This is a genomic window from Saccharopolyspora sp., from assembly GCF_017434145.1.
Taxonomy (GTDB): Bacteria; Actinomycetota; Actinomycetes; order Mycobacteriales; family Pseudonocardiaceae; genus Saccharopolyspora_C; species Saccharopolyspora_C galaxeae.
This window is the reverse complement of record NZ_JAFRFW010000690.1, coordinates 1-2490: the sequence shown is the minus strand read 5'-3', so window position 1 is coordinate 2490 and position 2490 is coordinate 1. Positions and strand designations below refer to the sequence as shown.

Below are 2490 nucleotides of genomic sequence, written 5' to 3'. Positions count from 1 at the left end.
CCATCTGCTCCAACCAGACGGAACCAAGCTCTGCTCCGTATTCGACCAGGATGAATGCTCCGGTCATGCCGACATGCAGTCCTGCATCGGGCGCGAGAACCTGCAGGGTCACGTTCGGGAGCTCCGCCTCCTGCATCAGGTGCCGAATCTGCCGCGTTCGGCAGTCTGGCTCACCGAACGGCCGCTGCAACGCAGCCTCTTCTACGATCACGTGCAGTTCTAGCGGCTTGGCGCCGGTGAGCAAGCCACGCTTTGCGACCCGGCTGCTGACCAGCTCATCGACCTCACGATCGGTCAAAGAACAGCCGGTAGCCGCGATGACAGCACGCGCGTACTCAGGCGTTTGCAGCAGCCCAGGAATCATCATCGGCTCGTAGTACCGCAGCGCCGTCGCCTCGTCCTCGAAGTCGCTCCAGGTCTGCCAGTCGGCGGGGAAGTGCGCGTTGCGGGTGCGCAGCCAGCTGCGCTGTTCGGCGTGCCGGGCGATGTCGAGGAGTTCGACGCGGCGCAACTTGGCGACCTGGTAGAAATCCAGCAGCTTCTCCAGGTCGTCCAGGTAGATCCCGATCTCGCAGGTTTCGATCCGGTTGAGCTTGCTGCCGGACATGCCGAGGGCTTTGCCGACCTCTGCGGCGCTCGCGCCGTTCTCGGTTCGGATCTTGCGCAGTGATTGCGCGAGCCTGCGGGAGCGAGCGGAAGGGCCGACACGTCGAGCCATGGGGAATCTCCAGTGGTTGCGGGGGAATCTGTTTTCAACCATGGCAGAACAAATTTGCACTGACGATCACTCGATGGCGTAATTGTGTCGGCTACTGCACCTGCGCAATTCTTGGTTCCACGTTGATCTCGACCTCGAGGAGGAGCAGTGGACGACAAGATCGCGCGGCTGGAGCACGGCGCTCCGCAGCGGGAGTGGCTGTGCCGATGCGTCGACGACGACGAGCGGTTCAACATCGCCACCGTCGGCGCGGCCAGCGGCGACGTGGAGATCGCCGGACCCGAGCTGCAAGGCTGCTTCCGGCTGCGCGACAGCGAAATCGCCGTGTTCCGCCGCGCGCTGGACGAGGCCATCGCGGTCGCGCAGGAAGACATCGCCCGCTACGACGCCCAAGCCGCGACCCAGCGGGCCGAGCAGGAACCGGACGTTCACACCTCGAACCGGTAGCCCATGCCCGCTTCGGTGATCAGGTGCCGGGGCCGGCTCGGGTCGTCCTCCAGTTTCCTGCGCAGTTGGGCCAGGTAGACCCGCAGGTAGTGGGATTCCTCCGCATAGGCGGGGCCCCACACCTCCTTGAGCAGCTGCCGCTGGCCGACCAGCCGTCCCCGGTTCCGCACCAGCACTTCCAGCATCCCCCACTCCGTCGGGGTCAGGTGCACCTCGGCGCCGTGGCGGTGCACCTTCTTGGCCACGAGATCCACCTGGAAGCTCTCCGTGCGCACCACGGGTTCGTCCGCGGCGGCGGAATCCCCGGCCCGGCGCAGCGCGGCCCGAAGGCGGGCCAGCAACTCGTCCATGCCGAAGGGTTTCGTGACGTAGTCGTCGGCTCCGGCGTCGAGCGCGTGCACCTTGTCCGTCGACTCGGTGCGGGCCGACAGCACCAGCACCGGCACCGTGCTCCAGCCGCGAAGACCCTCGATGACTTGCACTCCGTCCAGGTCGGGCAGGCCGAGGTCGAGGACCACCGCGTCCGGTTTGCCCTCCGCCGCCAACCGCTGCGCGGTCGTGCCGTCGGCGGCGACGAGCACTTCGTGGCCGCGTGCGGTGAGGTTGATGCGCAGCGCCCGCAGCAGTTGCGGCTCGTCGTCGACCACCAGGACCTTCGTCATCGGGCCTCCACGCTCGCGGGCAGCGCCAGCACGACCGTGAGGCCGCCCCCGGGAGTGTCCTCGGCGCGGATGGTGCCGTGCATGGCCGTCATGAAACCCTGCGCCACGCTCAACCCCAAGCCCACACCGGGCTCACCGGTGTCGGTGTGCCCACCGAGGCGCTCGAACGGGGCGAACACCGAATCCGCGGCACCGTGCGGCAAACCCGGACCGTGGTCGACCACCCGCAGCTCCACCCACGCCGCGTGCTCGCTGGAACGCACGAAAACCCGGTCGTCGCTGTACTTGAGCGCGTTCTGCAGCACGTTGGCGATGACCCGCTCCAACAGGCCGATGTCGGCGAGCACCGCGGGCAGCGATTCGTCGGCGTCGGCCTCGACGCGACCACGGCCGTCCAACCCGGCCAGCGCGCCCGCCACGGCCTGGTCGTAACCGACCGGGCGCAGCTTCGGCACGATGGCACCCGTCGCCAGCCGCGACGAGTCCAGCAGGTTGTCCACCAGGTCGGCGAGCCGGTCGGTGGATTCCTCCACACCGGCGAGCAGCTCGGCGGTGTCCTGCTCGGACAACCGCAGGTCCGGGGCGCGGAGGCTGCTCACCGAAGCCTTGATCGACGCGAGCGGGGTGCGCAGGTCGTGGCCCACGGCCGACAGCAGCGCGGTG

4 protein-coding genes are annotated in these 2490 nt (G+C 68.1%); 1 reads left to right on the top strand and 3 read right to left on the bottom strand.

The window, feature by feature from the left end; all coding sequences use genetic code 11:
- On the bottom strand, positions 1 to 718 hold a 718-nt coding region (locus IJH84_RS18855; RefSeq protein WP_295146865.1), incomplete at its 3' end, for a helix-turn-helix transcriptional regulator.
- 147 nt (positions 719 to 865) lie between these two features.
- On the opposite strand from IJH84_RS18855, the gene IJH84_RS18850 reads away from it, so the two are divergent.
- Positions 866 to 1165, top strand: a complete 300-nt coding sequence (locus IJH84_RS18850; protein ID WP_295146864.1) for a hypothetical protein — start codon at positions 866 to 868, stop codon at positions 1163 to 1165.
- Here IJH84_RS18850 and IJH84_RS18845 read toward each other — a convergent pair.
- Both IJH84_RS18845 and IJH84_RS18840 read right to left on the bottom strand, forming a co-directional pair.
- Positions 1147 to 1827, bottom strand: coding sequence for a response regulator (locus IJH84_RS18845; RefSeq protein ID WP_295146862.1), 681 nt, complete (start codon positions 1825 to 1827; stop codon positions 1147 to 1149). The two genes, IJH84_RS18850 and IJH84_RS18845, sit on opposite strands and share 19 nt — an antisense overlap.
- The coding region (locus tag IJH84_RS18840) for an ATP-binding protein (protein ID WP_295146859.1) at positions 1824 to 2490 on the bottom strand (667 nt) is incomplete at its 5' end. The genes IJH84_RS18845 and IJH84_RS18840, both read right to left, overlap by 4 nt.

Bases quoted from the DNA above. Each gene is read 5' to 3' on its own strand.
- IJH84_RS18845 (WP_295146862.1), bottom strand. From the start codon at position 1,827: ATGACGAAGGTCCTGGTGGTCGACGACGAGCCGCAACTGCTGCGGGCG.